Below are 16,760 nucleotides of genomic sequence, written 5' to 3' on the forward strand. Positions count from 1 at the left end.
GCAGAACCAGTCCAACGCGGGGTCAGATCGCGCCCATTCGAGGGGCCAACATGGGCGACAAGTGACCCCGCGTTGCTTGGGACGCTTGGCCTGTCCCGGGCACTTCAGCCCTTGCCCGGCTGCGGCCGGTGGCGCGACAGTAAAGCATGTGGGCGATCTTCCGGGGCGGGCGGCGCCGCTGGGTCGCGGCCGCGGCTGCAGTGCTCCTGCTGGCCGCCGCGGCGGTCCTGGCGGTGGTCTTCTCCTCCGTTCCGCCCTCAGCGGCCCCGACGTCGCCGCCGCCGGCCACTGCCAGCCCGCCGGTAAGTCCGACGCCGCCCGCCGACGGGACGGCGAGTCCGGCAGCCAGTTCACCGCCGGCGAGCCCACCGGGGCCTCCGGCCAGCAATACCGTTCCGGCCGCGCCCGCGCCGCCACCTCCCGAACCGCCGCCAGCGCCCGCACCCTTTCCCGCCGCGCTCGCCGGCCGCGACCTTGAAGTGATTCCAGGGGCCGGGGCGGTGGTTGCGCTGACGTTCGACGCCGGCGCCAACTCGGCCGGGCTGCCAAGTATCCTGCAGACCCTGGCCGCCACGGGCGTCCGCGGTACCTTCTTCCTCACCGGCAACTGGGCCGCCGCCAACCCGGCCGGAGTCGCCGCGATCGTGGCGGGCGGACACCGGCTGGGCAACCATTCCATGACCCACCCGGGTTTCACCAGGCTCACCGACGCCGCGATCGGGCAGCAACTGTCGGGAGCCGAACAAGCAATCCGGGCCGCCGGCGGAGACCCCCGTCCGCTGTTCCGCTTCCCCCTTGGCGATCGCGACGCCCGGACCATCGCCACGGTCAACGCCCACGGCTATCTGCCCGTCCGCTGGAGCGTGGACACTCTGGGCTGGAAGGGCAGCAGCGGAGGGATCACGGCACAGATCGTGGCGGACCGCGCCCTTGCCGGGCTGCAGCCCGGGGAGATCGTGCTTATGCACATCGGCTCCAACCCCGACGACGGGACCACCCTCGACGCCGACGCCCTGCCGGGGATGATCGACCGGATCCGGAAGGCCGGCTACGCGTTCACCACGCTCGACGCGGTGCTGGGCTGATGGCCGCGAGGGAAGCCCGGGGACGCAGTGCGGTTCGGCAGGACGCCACTGCCGCGGTGACCGGATGACTGATACGACTGTGGCATGACGGAGTCGCCCACCCTTGCCGCCGCCCTGGCGCCTGTTGATGCCGTGATCTTCGACCTCGACGGAGTGGTCACGGACACCGCGGAGCTCCGCGCGGCTGCCTGGAAGCAGCTCTTCGACGACGTCCTCCAGGATCCGCGGCTTCCCGCCGGCACCCGCCGGGACCCGTTCAGCGCCGACGACTTCCGGGACCTGGTGGCCGGCCGGACCTGGGAGGACGCGGTGGCCACCTTCCTCGGCTCCCGCTCCGGCACCATCCCCGAAGGCTCACCCGCGGACGGTTCCGGGCAGTGGACAGCTTTCGGGCTCGCGGCACGCCAGAACGAACTGTTCGGCAAGATGCTCGGCAACAACCCCGTCCGGGCCTTCCCGGGAACCGTGGACCTGCTCGGCAGGCTGAAAGCGGGCCGGATCCCCGTGGTGCTGGCCACTTGCGCCCGGGGCGCGGGCACGCTGCTGGCTGCCGCGGGGCTCGCGGACGTCTTCGACCACATCATCGATGGGCAGACGGCCCTGGACCGCGACGTCGGGGGCAAGCCGGCCCCCGCGCTGCAGCTGGAAGCGGTGCGACGGCTCCAGATCCCGCCCGCCCGGGCCATGGTCATCGAGGATTCGGTCGCCGGGGTGGAAGCTGGCCGGCGCGGCGGCTTCGGGCTGGTCGTCGGCATCGACCGGGACGGGCGCCGGGAACCGCTGGAGGAAGCGGGCGCCGACGTCGTCGTCGAGGACGTCAGCCAGCTGGACATCGGCCTCGTCATCACCCACCCGTGGCTGCTGGTCTACGAGGGCTTTGACCCCGCGCACGAAGGCCACCGCGAGGCGCTCACCACCCTGGGCAACGGCTATCTGGCCACCCGCGGCGCCGCGCCCGAGCACCGCGCCGGGGCCCTGCACTATCCCGGGACCTACCTTGCCGGCGTCTACAACAGCCTGCCCAGCGTTGTTATGGGCCAGGAAACGCTCGACGAGCACATGGTCAACATCCCCGACTGGCTGCCGCTGGACCTCCGGGTCGGCGACGGCGCGTGGTGGTCCGAGGGCGGACTCTCGCTCCGCAGCGAGCGGCGCACCCTGGACCTGAAGCACTCGGTGCTGACCCGGGAAGCGCTCCTGGAGGACGACGCCGGCCGGCGGCTCCAGCTGCTGCAGCGCCGCCTCGTGTCCATGGCCACACCAAACCTCGCAGCGCTGGAAACGGTCGTCACGGCGGTCGGCTGGAGCGGGGCCATCAGCGTACGCAGCGGCTGCGACACGGACGTCACCAACTCCAATGTGCCCGAGGACGCGGAACTGTCCAGCCGGCATCTGGGCTCCGTCAAAGTCACCGCCGCGGAGCCCGGCCCGGGCGCCGCAGGCCTCACCGTGGAAGTCCGGACCGTCACCAGCGGGATCGGGATCGCCCTCGCGCTCCGGACGGAGGTCTCGGGGGCCGCCGGACCGGCCGGTGCCGGGGTTCCGGAACAGCTGGGCGGGCTGTACACCCACCGCTTCGATGTTGACCTCGCCGAGGGGGAGCCGCTGACGGTGCTGAAAACCGTTGCCGTCGCCTCGTCCCGCGACCACGCCATCGCCTCGCCATCGACGGCCGCCCGCGCCGCTCTGGCCCGTTCCGCGGGCAGTTTCGCCGCCCTGCAGGCCGAGCACGAGGCCGCGTGGGCGGTCCTGCTCCAGCCCTTCGTCATCGAGTTCGACGCGAGCTCGCAGGCGCAGCTCATCCTCAACCTGCACGTCTTCCACCTGCTGCAGACGCTCACCACGCACACCGCAGAACTCGACGCCGGCGTTCCGGCCCGCGGGCTGCACGGCGAGGGCTACCGCGGACACGTCTTCTGGGACGAACTCTTCGTCCTCCCGCTGCTGAACTCCCGGCTGCCGTCCCTCGCACGGGAGCTGATCGACTACCGGTGGCGGCGGCTCGGCGCGGCGCGCGACGCGGCCCGAGCGGCAGGGCTCAAGGGTGCGCTGTTCCCGTGGCAAAGCGGCGCGGACGGCACCGAACAGACGCCGAAGCTGCTGTTCAACCGGCTGTCCGGGCACTGGATGCAGGACTATTCCCGGCTCCAGCGCCATGTTGGCCTCGCCGTCGCCTACAACGCCTGGCAGTACTTCGAGGCTACCCAAGACCGCGGCTGGCTGACCGGGCACGGCGCGGAAATCATCGTCGACGTCGCACGCCTGTTCGCGGCGATGGCGGACTTCGACCCCGCCGAAGACCGCTTCCACCTCCGGGGCGTCATGGGCCCGGACGAATACCACACCGGGCATCCCGGCAGCCCGGGCGGCGGACTGAACGACAACGCGTATACCAACGTGATGGCCGCCTGGGTGTTCGACCAGGCCGTCTGGATCATGCATTCTGTGCAGGGCTTCGACATGGAGGAACTGCGCGCCAGGCTTCTGATCACCGCCGCGGAGATCGAGGCCTGGGAGCACCTCAGCCGACGCATGTTCGTCCCGTTCCACGACGACGGCGTCATCAGCCAGTTCGACGGCTATGTCCGGCTCCGGGAACTTGACTGGAAGCACTACCGCCGCACCTACGGGCTCATCGAGCGGCTGGACCTGATCCTGGAAGCGGAGGGGGACAGTACCAACCATTACCGGCTGGCCAAACAGGCCGACGTCCTGATGCTGCTGTACGTCCTGGGCGAGGAACAGCTGGTCCAGTTCCTCGCCAGGATGGGCTACAGCGTCACTCCTGCGCAGATGGCCGCCACGGTGGACTTCTATCTGGCCAGGACGGCTCACGGATCCACGCTCAGCCGGGTGGCCCATGCCTCGGTGCTGGCCCACCGGGACCCCGAGAAGGCATGGGCGACGTTCCGGGAAGCCCTGGACGCGGACTTGGATGACACCCAGGGCGGGACCACCAGGTCCGGCATCCATCTGGGTGCCATGGCCGGGACAATCGACGTCGTCCAGCGCAGTTTCGCCGGGCTCCGGATCACGCGCGACGCCCTCGACTTCGCGCCCCGGCTGCCCGCCGAACTCAGCCGCGTGGACTTCCATGTCCGCTACCGGGACCAGCTGCTCACCATCCATCTGGAGCGCGACCGGCTGAGGGTGGCCGCGGCTCCCGGCGACGCCGCCCCGGTGCTGGTGCGGGTGGGTACCCGGCGGGTGCTGCTCCGGGCTGGCCAGGAACACGAATTCCTGCTCCAGGAGGGCTGACCCGGCAGCCGCGCACGTGCCGGTTAAGGGGAGTGGCGGTTACGGGGAGTCCATCCGCAGCACGGCCGCACCCGTGATCCTGTCCTCCGCCAGGTCCAGCAGAGCCTGGTCCGCGGCGGAGAACGGATAGGAAACCGTGGTGGGGCGCAGCGGGATCTCCGCGGCGATGCGGAAGAACTCCTCGCCGTCGGCCCGGGTGTTGGCCGTAACGCTGCGCAGCTGGCGTTCCTGGAACAAATCCGTGTCGTAATGCAGCGGCGGAATGTCACTCAGGTGGATACCGGCCACGGCGAGGGTGCCGCCCCGGTCCAGGGCACGCAGGGCCGCCGGAACCAGGCTGCCGGCCGGAGCGAAGAGGATGGCGGAATCCAGCGGATCCGGCGGCTGCTCATCGGCGCCGCCGGCAAAAGTCGCGCCCAGCTCAAGGGCCAGGCTGCGCGCTTCCGCAGACCGCGTCATCACGTACACGCGGGCGCCCCGGTAAAGGGCGATCTGCGCCGCCAGATGTGCGGATCCGCCGAAGCCGTAGATCCCCAGCCGGCCACCGATGGGCAGTTCGGCGCGGCAGAGCGCCCGGTAGCCGATGATCCCCGAGCACAGCAGGGGCGCCGCCTCCTCGTCCGAAAACCCCGACGGGAGCCGGTAGGCGAAGTTCTCGGCCACTGTGATCAGTTCCGCGTAGCCGCCGTCGCGGTCCCAGCCCGTGAACACGGGGGAGAGGCAGAGGTTCTCTTCTCCGCGCAGGCAGAAGCGGCAGGAGCCGCAGGTCCCGCCGAGCCAGGCCAAGCCGACCCGGTCGCCGGGCGAGAACCTCGTGGCGCGGGGCCCGCACGCGATGACCTCGCCGACGACCTCGTGGCCGGGAATGACGCCGGGATGCCGCGGGGCGAGGTCACCTTCGGCCAGGTGCAGGTCCGTGCGGCACACTCCGCACGCCCGGACCCGTACCAGCACCTCCCCGGGGCCCGCCCGGGGATCGGGGCACTCATCCGCCACGAGCGGGCCGCTTCTCATCGGCCCTGGCTGTCCTACCCGCCAGGCTCGCACGGGCTTCCTCCTCTGCTAGAACCTCCAGCTCCCCTCTGAAGGCGGTGGTCCGGTGGAGCGGGTCAGCGCGTGATCAGGACATTGCACCTCGCCTTGTTCAGGACGGCCGTGACCGTGTTGCCCGGGCCGCCCTCGCGGTTATGGGTTCCGATCACCAGGACTTCGGCGTCGCCGGCGGCCGCGAGCAGCTCCTTGGAGGCCGCGTGGCCTTCCCGCAGGACGCCCGAGATCGACAGCTCCGGTGCAAGCTTCCTGGCGTCCTCGAGGGCATGGTCCAGTAGTTCCTGGCCGTGCCTGGCATGCCTGCCGTGCCCTTCGCGTGCCTTGCCGCGGGTCTGGTCGATGTGGACCACCTGCAAGGTTGCCCCGAGCAGGGCCGCCAGCCGGGCGGCGCCGGCCAGCGCGGCGGAGCTCCGGGACGTCCCGTCGACGCCGACGACGACGGGGCCAGCGGCCTGGCCGGGGCTGCGCATGTGGCGGATGACCATCAAGGGACACGGGGAGGACCCGGCCAGCTCGAGGCAGACCGATCCGGCAACATGCCCCAGCACTGCGCCGAGTCCGCGGCTGCTGATCACGAGGAGGCGGGCGTCACCGGCCCCATCGCGCAGCACTGGGGCCGGGAGCCCTGTTTCCATGAGGCCTTCGACGTCGTGTGCGGTTTCGGTACTGTCCGCCGCGGCGGGGGCCCGGGCGGCGGTCCGGGCAGCGGCGAGGGCGGTACGTGCCACGTCAACGCCCTCAGCGAGGGTCGCCTCGGCGGCGTGCCGCAGCCCGCTGCCCTCCACGCCCCGGACCGGACCGAGCTTCTTGGTGAACATTGGCCACACCCAGGCATGGATCACCCTGATCTTGTAATCTGCGGCGGCGGCATACTGCGCGGTCCACCGGACGGCCTCCTTCGCGGCCTCCGACCCGTCATAGCCCACTGCCACCGTGGTGCGGTGGTGCCCAGCGGCGGGTGCCGTCATTCGTCCTCCCGGTCAGCAGTGTCCGCCCCCGGGCGGCACTTTGCCCCAGTAGAACGCGTGGGGCCGGAAAGGGCTAGGGGCTTTGGTCCCGCGGGTTGCCCGGTTCCGTGCCGGGGTTGTGCCCGGCATCGGAAGCGGCCCCTGCTTCGGCAGCACTGCTTCGTTCGCGCAGTTCGCGGCCGCGGTGGATGTCTTCCTCCTCCCGCGCCTGCAGCTTGTCGCTCTGCTTCGTATCGCGGGGTGGCAACTGGATGGTCTCCTCGGCTGCGATGCCGGCCTGGAGCTGGCGGCCCCGCTCCATCTCGGCGTCGAATTCCGCCCCGAACAGGAGCGACATGTTGAGGATCCAGAGCCACAGCAGCGAGACGATGACGCCGCCGATCGCGCCGTAGGTCTTGTCGTAGCTGTTGAAGTTGGCCACATAGAAGCCGAAGGCCAGGGAAGCCAGCAGGAAGATCACCAGGGCGATGGCGGATCCCAGGCTCATCCAGCGGAACTTGGGCTGCTTCACGTTCGGGGTGGCGTAGTAGAGGATGGCAATCGCGAGGATCACGAGCAACAGGATGACCGGCCACTTGAGGATGTTCCACGCCGTCAGGAAGGCTCCGCCCAGGCCGATCGCGTTGCCGACGGACTCCGCCACCGGACCGCTGAGGACGAGCATGGCTGACAGCACGAGGACGATCAGCACGGTGGCAATGGTGACGGCGAGCATGGTGCCCCGAAGCTTGATGAACGGCCGGCCCTCGTCGATCTCGTAGACCCGGTTCATGGCCCGGCCAAACGCCCCGACATAACCTGAGGCGGACCAGAGGGCGGTGAGGATTCCGAGTACCAGCGTCAGTCCGGCGGCGGAGCTGCTGCTGAGCTGCTCGACCGGCTGGCGGATGGCGTCGACCGTGTCGGCGGGCGCGAAACCGGCCACGATCTCCAGGAGCGCGGAGGTGGTCTTCTCGGCCTGCCCAAAGATGCCCAGCAGAGACACCAGGGCCAGTAACGCCGGAAAAATGGAAAGGACGGAGTAGTAGGTCAGGGCCGCTGCGAGGTCCGGGCACTGGTCCTTCGTGAACTCGCGCAGCGTCTTCTTGGCAATGTACTTCCACGAGGGCTTGGTGACGTCTGTGGGGCTGCCCGGCTTGCGGGAGTCGTCCGGTGCCGGCGCCGTGCGGGCCTTGGCGGTGCTGCTCTCCCGGGTTTCGGCGTCGGGCATGGAGTCATTGTCTGCCTTGGCAGGGTTGTGGGCCATCGGAGATCTTCTTTCATCGGTTTAAGCACACCGGCCGGCCGCCCGGGCGCGTGTGCGCAGGGCGGCCGGCCGGGTCCAAACGGGACTAGCGCTGCTGGACGTTGTCCTTGGCCTCGGCAGTGCGGTCCTTGACGTCCGCCACTGCGCCCTGGCCCTCGGCTTTGACGTGCTCGGTGGCGTCGGCCGCAGTTGCCTTGACGTTCTCCATGGCTTCCTGCGCCGGTTCCTTGAGCCCCTCGGCCACATGCTTCGCGGCCTCGGTCAGTTCCGTGGTGAGCGGTTCGGCCGCGGTCTTCAGGGCATCCGCCGCCTCACGTTCCTTAGTGCTGGCCGGGATCAGGGACGAGACCAGCAGGCCGGCTCCGAACGCAATCAGGCCAGCGGCCAGCGGATTTCCCTGGGTTTTGGTCTTGACCTGCGTGGGGGCATCCCCGATCGCAGCCCCGGCGTCGCTGAGGTGCGCTCCGGCGGTGCCGGCGGTGCGGTCGGCAGCTCCCATGACGTTCTCCTTCGCTCCAAACACGGCGTCCCTGACGTTTTCTTTGACTCTGTCGGTTTGCCGCTGGACGATGTGGGACGGGGTGACCTTGTCCGCCACGGCATCGACGTTCGTGCCCAGCCGCGCGCGGGTTGCTTCAATATCTGCTCGGATGACATCCGGGTTTTCACTCATCGTGTTTCCTCGCTGTACTTAGGTGGTGGGCTTGAGCGTGGGCGGGATTTCCTGAAGCGTGGCGGCCGTCTGGGGCATGCCCTTGATCGCGTTGAGCTCCTTGCGGCCGCTGGCGGCCAGGACTGCGGCGACAATTCCCCAAATGACGGCGAGGACGACGGCGGACCAGCCGAGCCCCATGAGGGTCCCGAGCGCCCACCAGAGCGCCAGGGACAGGAACAAGAGGACAAAGTGGCCCGCGACGCCGGCGCCCGCCAGCATCCCGGCGCCCTTGCCGGCGCGGGTCGCGGACTGCTTGAGTTCGACCTTGGCCAGCTCGACTTCCTGCCGCATCAAAGTGGACATGTCCCGGGTTACGTCGCCCAGGAGATCGCCCAGGGACGACGTCTCGGCCTTCGCATGCGCTGCAGTGTGGGGCATTTCGCTGGTCATCGACGACCACCGTCAAAGGGGTCATCGCGGAAGGCGTCATCCTGGAGCGGATCAGACGCCACAGGCTCGGAGGCCCAGCGGTCCTGCCCGGCGCCGTCGTCGAGCGGACTGGGCGGGTAAGTGTCCGCGAAGCCCGCCGTCGTGGTTTCGGGGGCGGGCATCTGCACGGGCGGCGGCGGAACGGCCGTCCCGGTGTCGGGGACCCGGGTGGCAGGGGTGGTGGCAGCGCCGGTGGCGGTTGCGGTTGTTTCCGGCGCTCCGGCGCTCAGGCTGCGGCTGAGCCGTCCGGCCAGTACGCCCGCGCCGGCCGCGAGCAGCAGGAAGTTGCCGGGCCGCTGGCGGGCAAAGGACTTCACCTCAGTCAGCAGCGAACCCGGATCGCGGCCATCGAGCCAGGACGCCACGGCGGAGGAGCGCTCGGCGGCCTGGCGCACGAGGTCGGTGGCCACACCGGGCTGGTCGGAAGCGGATGCCATGCTGTGCAATTCAGTGGAAACCGAGCGCAGCCCTGCGGCAACCTTTTGCTGCTGCGCGCCGGCCTGGTCGGTCAGGTCCGACTTTGCCTGGTGCAGGAGATCCCGGGCGTTGGTCTTAACCTCGGCGGCCACGTTGGCCGCCTCCGTTTTGGCCGTTTCTGCCACGGTCTGGGCGGAATCGGCAGCCTGGCGCTTCAGCTCCGCGGCCTCGTCCTTGGCGGCGTCGGTCCGGGATCCGCCATCGACGGCGGAGGTGCCTGAAGTGCTGCCGTTTGAAACCGGCGGAAACGTGGTTTCGGGCCGGAGGGGAGTCTGCTGGGTGGCCGTGGGGGTGCGGTAGCTACCGTCCTGGGGCCATTGGTTCTCTGTCATCTTCGCTCTCTTTCAAGATCGGCTGCTGATCACGAACCAGCACTAACTGGAACTTAAATAGTAAGCATGGTTACTAATAAATAGTAAGTACCCTTGGTTTAATTCTTTGGGGATGCCGGATGGACGATGGCTCGTCGCCCGGGGCGGCGAATGACGCCGCGGCTGGTGAACTAGGCTTGAAACATGAGCAAAACGGTGGACGGCTGATGGCGAAGCGGGGCAGGGCGGCCAGCCGGAACAGCACCGAAAAGACGGCCGGAGTGGTGGAAGTTCCCAGGGGCAGCCGCCCCGAGGGTCCGGTGGAAGGCGTCTACTACATCGATACCGGCGACTGCGAGCTGATTGCCGACCAGGACAACTCCACCGGCTGGCTGCTGCGGATCAACGGCGTGATGAGTTCGCACATCGATCTGGCGGATCCGTTGTTCCTCGACTTCGAATACATGCGCTGGATCTCGGCCCTCGTGGAATCGCGCTGGCCGCGGGAATCAAAGCCAAAGCTGCGTGCCCTGCACCTCGGCGGCGGAGCGTGCTCACTGGCGCGCTACTTCCACGCCGCCTACCCGGATGCCCGCCAGGTGGTGGTGGAACTCGACGGCAAGCTGGCCGAGTACGTCCGCGGCTGGTTTGACCTGCCGAAGGCGCCGCTGATGCGCCTGCGGGTGGGGGAGGCCCGTGCGGTGACCGAAAGCCTTACGCCGCAGACCCGGGACCTGATCATCCGCGATGTTTTTGCGGGCTCGCTCACACCGCGGCCGCTCACCACCAGGGAGTTCAACGAGCACGCGCGGCGCGTCCTGGCTCCTGGCGGGATCTACGTGGTGAACTCCGGCGACGCACCGGATTTGAGGAACGCCCGCGAGGACGCCGCGACCATCGCGGACACCTTCAAGCACACGGTGATCATCGCGGACCCGGCCATGCTCAAGGGCCGGCGCTTCGGGAACATGATCATGGCCGGCAGCGATGTCCCGTTCGACGGCGACCCCGGGCTGGCGCGGCGGCTGCTGGGCGGGGCGGTGCCGGCGCACATCTGGGACGACGCCAAGGTCCGGGCCTTTGCCGCCGGCGCCCCGGTCCGCCATGACCCGAAAACGGTGGACCTGACGCCGTCGACTGCTCCGTAACGGCCCTTTGCCGCCCGAAAACGGCGGTTACGGAGCAGTTGCCGCGGTCCCGCCCCGGCCCAGAAGTGCCTCACGGTGGGCCTTGGTCTGTTCCCGCAGAGCCTGCACCACCGCCGCGACAGCCGGGCGGCGCATGGAGTCGGGCCGCAGCACCATCCAGTACGGCAGCAGTTCGGCGAACTCGTCCGGCAGCAGGCGGACGAGGTCCGGATGCAGGTCCGCCGCGAAGCACGGCAGGAACCCGATCCCGGCACCGGCGCGTGTCGCCTCCACGTGGACGAAGACGTTGGTGGAACTCAGGCCGTCCCGCATGGTCGGCACCAGCCGCCGGGGGGCGTCCAGGTCGTCCACCTGGAGCATGGAATCGACGAAGTAGACCAGTGAGTGGGTGGTCAGTTCCTCGATCGTCTCGGGGGTGCCGTACTCGGCGAGGTAATCGCGGGAGGCGTACATCCCGAGCATATATTCGCCGAGCCGGGCCGCCGCGGCCCGGTGCACCTGCGGTTCGCCCACCACCACCTCGATGTCCAGGCCGGAACGCTGCTGGAGTGCGCGCCGGGTCACGGTGATGATCTCGACGCTGAGCCCGGGGTGGTCGCGGCGCAGCCTGGCCACCGCAGGAGCCGCAATGTACGCGCTGAAGCCGTCGGTCGCGGTCATCCGGACGACGCCGGTAATCGGGTCCGGGGTCCTGCCGGGCTGTTCCAGGCTCCGGATCGCCGCCTCCACCCGCTCGGCCACCTGGACCGCCTCCGCACCCAGGTCGGTGAGCTCCCACCCGCCGGCCGCGCGGGACAGCACTCGCCCGCCCAGCGCCTTTTCCAGCGCCGCGATCCGGCGCGACACGGTGGTGTGGTTCAGCCCCAGGGACTGCGCCGCCGTCGTGAACTTTGCGGAGCGGGAGACCGCCAGGAGCACAAGCAGGTCATCGGGGTTTGCATTCATATCTGCAATTCTGCACATAAGGGGTGCTGGTTTGACCATTGAAACACCCACTTTGTGCGGCAATACTCAGTGAAGCTGCTCAGCGCTGTGCATCGCACCTCCTCTGGGCCGTTAGAGACCGCGAACTGAGGAGTGCACACATGGAGAGCAGCTTGAACGGGCGCAAGGCCCTGGTGACCGGCGGAGCCGGCGGAATCGGTGCTGCCAGTGTCCGCGCCCTCGCGGCACGCGGCGCCAAAGTGGTGATCGCGGACGTCGACGAGGCCGCGGCCGCAGCCCTCGCCGACGAGGTCGGCGGCACCTCCTGGGCGGTCGACCTGCTCGACGTCGATGCCCTCCAGGCCGTCAGCCTGGACTGCGACATCCTTGTCAACAACGCCGGCATCCAGCGGATCAGCCCCATCGAGGACTTCGACCCGGCGGACTTCCGCCGCCTCATCACGCTGATGCTCGAAGCGCCGTTCCTGCTCATCCGCGCCGCACTGCCGCACATGTACGCGAACAATTTCGGCCGGATCATCAACCTGTCATCCGTGCACGGGCTCCGCGCCTCGCCGTTCAAGAGCGCCTACGTCTCCGCCAAGCACGGGCTGGAAGGCCTGAGCAAAGTCACCGCGCTGGAAGGCGGCGCGCACGGCGTCACCTCCAACTGCATCAACCCCGGCTATGTCCGGACGCCGCTGGTCGAGTCCCAGATCGCAGACCAGGCCAAGGTGCACGGGATTCCGGAGGCCGAGGTGCTCAGCAAGATCATGCTGACCGAGGCCGCCGTGAAGCGCCTCGTCGAGCCGGAGGAGGTCGCCTCCCTGGTGGCCTGGCTGGCCTCCGACGACGCCGGGATGGTCACCGGCGCCAGCTACACGATGGACGGCGGCTGGTCCGCCCGGTAACCCGAAGTTCAGCCGGCAGGCTTGTCCGGACCCGGACCCGGACCCGGACCCGGACCCGGACCCGGACCCGGACCCGGACCCGGACCCGGACCCGGACCCGGACCCGGACCCGGACCCGGTCCCTGGTCGGGGGTGGCGGGTTCGGTGGACCGGCGGATGTAGTCGTTGACCGCTTCCTCGGGAACACGGAACGACCGGCCCACCCGTACGGCGGCGATGGCATGTGACTTCACCAGCCGGTACACGGTCATCTTGGATACACGCATGGCCGCAGCGACTTCCGCGATGGTCAGGAAGTGCGAGGAAACGTTCGCTGAGCTCATGTCGTCGGGCCCGTCCACTAGTCGGGGTACCGGAGTTGCCGGTAGTCGTAGAAGGTGACGGCGCCCGGCGGGGTGCCGGCCGTCCGGAGGCCGACGTAGGGGGCGTCAATCACCGTGACTGTGCCCAGATGCCGGCCGTTAAATGGGTCATCGCCGATCAGCACCTGTCCTACCCGGAACGGAATCCGCGGTGTAATTGCGCGGCCAACCGTTCCCGAGAGGATACGGGCCACGCGGCGTCGTTCGCGTTGTGCCTGTGGAGATGCTGGGGACTCCATCGGAACCACTCCTTCAGAGGGCGCGCCACTTGGGTTTTGGGCGAATCCGGGCCGGCTGCGGGAGGGCTCTCCAGCCAGCATTCCGGCCGGTCCGGTACCGCCGTGAAGCAACTGTAGCCCCGCGCCCCTTTCGTCACACGAGTAACTCCTACCCCGGTCAGGCCGGTCACCACTTGGGCTCCGGAGCCGACTACTTGCCGGGCGGGGGCTCCGCACCGTTCCCGACCAGGACCAGGGTTCCGCCCAGCCCGATCATCATCGCCCCGCCGGTGGTGCCCAGGGCAGCGATCCGCCGGGGCGAGCTGGCAAACCAGCGCCGCGCCGTCCCCGCGATCAGCGCCCAGCCGCTGTCGGAGACCAGCGCGATCGCGAGGAACAGTGCCCCCAGCGTTGCCAGTTGCAACGGAATGGCGCCAGCCGAGTAGTCCACAAACTGGGGCAATACGGCCACAAAGAAGACAATCGACTTCGGGTTGGTGGCACCCACGATGAATCCCTCCCGGAGGATCCTGAAAGTCGACGCCGGACGCGAGGGCGCCGCCGCCGTCGGGCCTCCGCCGCGGTGCCGGATGGCCTGGAATCCGAGGTAGATGAGATAGGCCGCGCCGGCGAACTTGACCACGCTGAAAAGCAGGACGGACTGGGCCAGCACCACGCCCACGCCCAGGGCCACCGCGGCGATCTGCAGCAGTTCGCCGACGGCGTTGCCCAGCACGCTCAGGAGCCCGCCCCTGCGGCCCAGGGCCAGCGTCCGGCCGACGACGAACAGAACGCTGGGTCCGGGCACGGCGATCAGGAGGAGGGCCGCAAGGGCAAAGGTCAGCAGGTTGGGGGCGGGGACCATGACTGATTTTAGCCCCGCGGGGAGGCCGGCGCATGGTCCGCCGCAGGTCCTGCCGGCTGTCCCGCCGTCGTCCCTAGCTCCGCGCCGGAACCTGGGGGAGCTGCGCCGTTTCGTCCGCGAGCTCGGCCCGGAGCCGGCCGTGGCCGCGGACCCAGAGCCGGTACCCGATGACGAGCAGTCCGAGCCAGGCGGCGCCCACATACAGTGCCACTCGCGTGTCCTCGAACGCCCCCAGGATTCCGATGACGAGGGCCATAAAAACGATCGTCGCCACCGAGGCGGCGGGCCACCAGGGCGACGGGAATTCCGACGCCGGCAGTCCCTTGAGGGCAATCTCGCGCTTCATCGCCACATGGGACGCAAGGATCATCACCCAGACCCAGACCGTGGCGAAGGTCGCGATCGAGGCGATCAGCAGGAAGACGTTCTCCGGGATGACGGCGTTCAGGACCACTCCCACCAGCAGGATGCCCGCCATCATCACCACGGTCATCCACGGCACGCCGTGGCGGGAGACTTTGCCGAAGCTCGCGGGGGCATGCCCCTGCCGGGACAGGCCGAAGAGGATCCGGCCGGCTCCGAAGATGTCGCTGTTGATCGCGGACAGTGCGGCGGTGATGACCACGGCGTTGAGGATGTGGGGCGCCGCGGGGATGCCCAGCCCGCTGAAGATCTGCACGAACGGACTGCCGTTGGTGCCAATCTCGTTCCAGGGGAACAGGCTCATCAGGACACCGAGGGTCAGTACGTAGAAGAGCAGGACCCGCACCGGGACGGTGTTGACGGCCTTGGGGATGACTTTCTTCGGATCCGCGGCTTCGCCGGCCGTGATGCCCAGGGTTTCGATGCCGCCGAACGCGAACATCACGACGGCGAACGAGGCAAGGAGGCCTTCAAAGCCGTGCGGGAAGAACCCGCCGTGTTCCACGAGGTTGCCCAGGCCGGGCGCGACCGTGGCGCCGCCGGCCTGGAAGCCGAAGACGATGATGGCGGCGCCGCCCGCGATCATGGCGATGATGGCCACCACCTTGATGAGCGAGAACCAGAACTCGAGTTCGCCGAAGACCTTGACGCTGAGCAGGTTCAGCGCCGCGAGGAAGAAGATGATCGCCAGGACCCAGATCCAGCGCTCGACCTCAGGGAACCAGAAGCCCATGTAAATACTGAAGGCGGTGACGTCCGCGATGGCCACGATCGCCATCTCGAACACGTAGGTCCAGCCGGTCACGAAGCCTGCCAGCGGGCCGAGGTAGCGGCTGGCGTACTGGCCGAAGGAACCGGACACGGGGTGCCGGACGGCCATTTCACCCAGGGCGCGCATCACCATAAACACGGCGGCGCCGCCGATAATGTACGCCAGCAGCACGGCAGGGCCGGCCTTCTGGATGGCCGAGGCGGAGCCGTAGAAAAGTCCGGTGCCGATCGCCGAGCCCAGTGCCATGAAGCGGATGTGGCGGACGTTGAGTCCGCGGTTCAGGACAGTTTCGACGGCGGCGCCGACCGCACTGCCGGCCGTGCCTGGGGTACCGGCCGGTCCCGAAGGAGGCGTTGGCTTGATGTCCGTGGTGGCTTGTTGCATGCGAATACCTTCTCGTCATTGGGAGGGGGATCGCTAACCAGCAGACCATGTTGGGGCGGGCTGTGATGAGCCTCACGGGCAGACGGTGTCTTCGATTTCAGACATCCCGGGCCCGGCGGCCAGCTTCCGGGGGTGTGGGCGGCGGGTCAGCGGTACCCGGCGGCAGCCGCCGGCAGGCCGGCGTCCTGCACTTCGACCAGATACCGCCAGCAGTCGGGCCGGGAGCCGTCGATGTCAGTGAAGCCGTACTCGCGTGCCAGGCCGCCGGAGGAAAAGGAGCCGCCGCTGCGGCCCAGCGCGCCGGGGTCGGCCGCGAGGGCAGCCACTGCACGGCCGACGAAGCGCGGGCTTTCCGAAATCGCGGCGAAGTGCGGCTGGACAGCGGCGGCATCACGCCAGTTCGCCTCCGTGACGCCAAACGCTTCGAGCATCATTTCGGACCGCATCCAGCCCGGCGTGAGGGCCACCGCCGTGCATCCGTACTTCTTCAGTTCCTCCGCCTGGCTGTAGGCCAGCCGGAGTACTGCGGCCTTGACGAGGTCGTAGAACACCGAGACCCGGTAATGCCCGGCGTTGTATTCGCGTGTCCCGTCGGTCATCTCCACAACGAGGCCGCCGGGCCGGCGGATCAACAGCGGCAGGGCGTAATGGCTCGTGATCAGGTGCGTGTCGACGCCCGTGTGGAGCATCCGCAGCCCGGCGTCCAGATCGTGGGCCCAGACCGGCGTGTTCCATTCAATCCGCCGCTCACCGCCCCAGATGTCGTTCACCAGGATGTCCAGCCGGCCCTGCTCCGCGTCGATCCGCCGCACCAGTGCTTCCACCTCCGCAGGCTGGAGGTGGTCGACGGCGGCGGCGATCCCCTCGCCTCCAGCCGCGCTCACGAGGGCCGCTGTTTCCTCGACGGTCTCGGGCCGGTCGTAGTCCGAGCGACGGCCCAGTGCCGACCGTCCGGTGCAGTACACCGTCGCGCCGGCCTCACCGAGAGCGACGGCGGTACCGCGGCCCGCGCCGCGCGTGGCGCCGGCCACCAATGCCACGTGGCCCGAGAGGTCCGGTTTCATTTCTCTCCGTCCCGCCGCCCGTCAGCCGCGACTTGTTCACGGCGGACTGCTGTCTCCCTGCGCGCGCACGTCCAGCGAAACACCGCTGGAGCCGGACGGGTAGGGGCGGAAGGCCCGCCGGCACTCCGGGAAGGTCTGGAATTCCAGACA

Annotated in this window: 15 protein-coding genes and 1 pseudogene; 4 read left to right on the forward strand and 12 right to left on the reverse strand. The window is 69.1% G+C overall.

Translation table 11 applies throughout. The annotated features are described in order from the left end of the window. Positions 1-146 precede the first annotated feature (146 nt). Positions 147-1,085, forward strand: coding sequence for a polysaccharide deacetylase family protein (locus LDO13_RS01465; protein ID WP_224048324.1), 939 nt, complete (start codon positions 147-149; stop codon positions 1,083-1,085). 84 nt (positions 1,086-1,169) lie between these two features. Then, entirely contained in the window at positions 1,170-4,343 is a 3,174-nt protein-coding gene (locus LDO13_RS01470) for an HAD-IA family hydrolase (RefSeq protein ID WP_224048325.1), read from the forward strand. 39 nt (positions 4,344-4,382) lie between these two features. Here the strand turns inward: LDO13_RS01470 and LDO13_RS01475 are convergent, their stop codons facing one another. The 6 genes from LDO13_RS01475 to LDO13_RS01500 all read right to left on the reverse strand — a co-directional run bounded on the left by LDO13_RS01475 (position 4,383) and on the right by LDO13_RS01500 (position 9,560). Then, positions 4,383-5,357, reverse strand: coding sequence for a zinc-dependent alcohol dehydrogenase family protein (locus tag LDO13_RS01475; protein ID WP_263422139.1), 975 nt, complete (start codon positions 5,355-5,357; stop codon positions 4,383-4,385). Between the two features lie 95 nt (positions 5,358-5,452). Continuing rightward, a complete protein-coding gene (locus LDO13_RS01480) occupies positions 5,453-6,361 on the reverse strand; it encodes a universal stress protein (RefSeq protein ID WP_224048327.1) in 909 nt (302 codons plus the stop codon). A 73-nt stretch (positions 6,362-6,434) separates the two neighbouring features. Further along, positions 6,435-7,607: a YihY/virulence factor BrkB family protein gene (locus LDO13_RS01485; RefSeq protein ID WP_224048328.1), complete on the reverse strand. Its 1,173-nt coding sequence runs from the start codon at positions 7,605-7,607 to the stop codon at positions 6,435-6,437. Positions 7,608-7,692: 85 nt separating this feature from the next. Then, on the reverse strand, positions 7,693-8,280 hold the full coding sequence (locus LDO13_RS01490) for a DUF3618 domain-containing protein (RefSeq protein WP_224048329.1): 588 nt from the start codon (positions 8,278-8,280) through the stop codon (positions 7,693-7,695). An 18-nt stretch (positions 8,281-8,298) separates the two neighbouring features. Continuing rightward, entirely contained in the window at positions 8,299-8,712 is a 414-nt protein-coding gene (locus LDO13_RS01495; RefSeq protein WP_224048330.1) for a phage holin family protein, read from the reverse strand. Next, entirely contained in the window at positions 8,709-9,560 is an 852-nt protein-coding gene (locus tag LDO13_RS01500; protein WP_224048331.1) for a hypothetical protein, read from the reverse strand. The genes LDO13_RS01495 and LDO13_RS01500 overlap by 4 nt, the downstream gene beginning before the upstream one ends. Before the next feature lie 206 nt (positions 9,561-9,766). Here LDO13_RS01500 and LDO13_RS01505 point away from each other — a divergent pair, with 206 nt between their 5' ends. After that, positions 9,767-10,687, forward strand: a complete 921-nt coding sequence (locus LDO13_RS01505; RefSeq protein ID WP_224048332.1) for a fused MFS/spermidine synthase — start codon at positions 9,767-9,769, stop codon at positions 10,685-10,687. Between the two features lie 27 nt (positions 10,688-10,714). Here LDO13_RS01505 and LDO13_RS01510 read toward each other — a convergent pair whose 3' ends face one another. Further along, the gene (locus tag LDO13_RS01510) at positions 10,715-11,632 is read right to left on the reverse strand and encodes a LysR family transcriptional regulator (protein WP_224048333.1); all 918 of its coding nucleotides are present in this window, start codon (positions 11,630-11,632) and stop codon (positions 10,715-10,717) included. Positions 11,633-11,772: 140 nt separating this feature from the next. Here LDO13_RS01510 and LDO13_RS01515 point away from each other — a divergent pair, with 140 nt between their 5' ends. Continuing rightward, positions 11,773-12,522, forward strand: coding sequence for a 3-hydroxybutyrate dehydrogenase (locus LDO13_RS01515; RefSeq protein ID WP_224048334.1), 750 nt, complete (start codon positions 11,773-11,775; stop codon positions 12,520-12,522). 146 nt (positions 12,523-12,668) lie between these two features. Here LDO13_RS01515 and LDO13_RS01520 read toward each other — a convergent pair. The 5 genes and pseudogenes from LDO13_RS01520 to LDO13_RS01540 all read right to left on the reverse strand — a co-directional run. Continuing rightward, positions 12,669-12,845, reverse strand: a pseudogene (locus LDO13_RS01520) (helix-turn-helix domain-containing protein); the annotation flags it as partial. A 17-nt stretch (positions 12,846-12,862) separates the two neighbouring features. Further along, positions 12,863-13,123, reverse strand: a complete 261-nt coding sequence (locus tag LDO13_RS01525) for a hypothetical protein (RefSeq protein WP_224048335.1) — start codon at positions 13,121-13,123, stop codon at positions 12,863-12,865. A 190-nt stretch (positions 13,124-13,313) separates the two neighbouring features. Further along, positions 13,314-13,967 carry a LysE family translocator gene (locus tag LDO13_RS01530; RefSeq protein ID WP_224048336.1) on the reverse strand — a complete coding sequence of 218 codons (654 nt, stop codon included), beginning with the start codon at positions 13,965-13,967 and terminating at the stop codon, positions 13,314-13,316. A 73-nt stretch (positions 13,968-14,040) separates the two neighbouring features. Further along, the gene (locus tag LDO13_RS01535) at positions 14,041-15,546 is read right to left on the reverse strand and encodes an amino acid permease (RefSeq protein WP_224048337.1); all 1,506 of its coding nucleotides are present in this window, start codon (positions 15,544-15,546) and stop codon (positions 14,041-14,043) included. A 146-nt stretch (positions 15,547-15,692) separates the two neighbouring features. Then, positions 15,693-16,610: an SDR family oxidoreductase gene (locus LDO13_RS01540; protein ID WP_224048338.1), complete on the reverse strand. Its 918-nt coding sequence runs from the start codon at positions 16,608-16,610 to the stop codon at positions 15,693-15,695. Positions 16,611-16,760: the final 150 nt, after the last annotated feature.

Source organism: Arthrobacter sp. NicSoilB4 (assembly GCF_019977335.1).
In the GTDB taxonomy this organism is placed as follows: Bacteria; Actinomycetota; Actinomycetes; order Actinomycetales; family Micrococcaceae; genus Arthrobacter.